Origin of the sequence: Paraburkholderia sp. RL17-373-BIF-A (assembly GCF_046030175.1) — a bacterium.
In the GTDB taxonomy this organism is placed as follows: domain Bacteria; phylum Pseudomonadota; class Gammaproteobacteria; order Burkholderiales; family Burkholderiaceae; genus Paraburkholderia.
Genome location: NZ_JARESO010000281.1, coordinates 1 through 1,132 on the forward strand (window position 1 = coordinate 1; position 1,132 = coordinate 1,132).

A 1,132-nucleotide genomic window follows, 5' to 3' on the forward strand; every position below is an offset into this window, starting at 1 on the left:
GTGAGCAATGCTTTATTGAAGATGAGGGCGGGCCCCTCGAAGTCGGCTTGCAGGAGTTGGCTTCAAATCACCTCAAGCTGCGTGGGTAAAGAGTCCGCGTGGTGAGCGTTGAGGAAAAGGCGGAGAGAAATTCTGTCAGATGAGTGCTGGTGAGACGAACGCGAGTGAACCACTGATGACGTGTCGAAACCCCATGATGACGCCAAAACCGGGGGGTATGGATGCCCCGGGACAAGGACAGACGGAGCCTGTTGACGGGCTGTCTGGCGTCCGGCATGAAGGTGGCGTGACGCCAGCGCAGGCTTCAATGAGGAACGTAGGAACCTGTCGTCGCGATGCGAAGGGAGAAGCTCAAGCAGGCAGCCCCTGCAAGAGCCTGAGTACCGATGCGCGGCACAGGGGCGGAGTCGTCCGTAGTAGGGAGGAAGGCCCTGTAATGGGGCTGGACCGAAGGGGCGACGTTGTCCGGCAAGACGAGGCAGACAACCGGCAACGGGAGGATCTGTCTCGGCATGCCAAACCGTTTGATATTTCCAAGCGCGAAGTGTGGGAGGCCTACAAGAAGGTCAAGGCCAACCGGGGCGCTGCTGGAGTCGATCGGCAGACGATTGAGGAGTTCGATTCGAGGTTGGCTGACAACCTTTATAAACTCTGGAATCGACTGGCCTCGGGAAGTTACCAACCTCCACCGGTTAGACGTGTGGAAATTCCGAAGGCAGGTGGCGGTGTGCGACCGTTGGGGATACCGACGGTCGCGGACCGGGTGGCTCAGATGGTGGTCAAACAGCGTCTTGAGCCACAACTGGAACCGCGCTTCCATCCCGACTCTTACGGCTACCGGCCGGGCCGGTCGGCACATCAGGCAGTGGCCATGGCGCGCGTGCGTTGCTGGCAATACGCCTGGGTGCTTGATCTTGACATCAAGGGGTTCTTCGATTCCATCGATCACACTTTGCTGATGAAGGCGATACGGCATCACACGAAGTGCAGGGTGACGCTTCTGTACATTGAGCGGTGGCTTCGGGCTCCGGTCAGTCTGGCAGATGGCACTACGCAGCAGCGGGACGCTGGCACACCGCAAGGCGGAGTCATCAGTCCGTTGCTGGCCAATCTGTTTCTGCACTATGTGTTC

At 59.1% G+C, this 1,132-nt stretch carries 1 protein-coding gene; it reads left to right on the top strand.

Annotated elements, in window-relative coordinates; translation table 11 throughout:
* Positions 1-436: 436 nt before the first annotated feature.
* Positions 437-1,132, top strand: a 696-nt coding sequence (ltrA, locus tag P0D80_RS50345; RefSeq protein WP_408296273.1) for a group II intron reverse transcriptase/maturase, incomplete at its 3' end; no start/stop codon positions are given.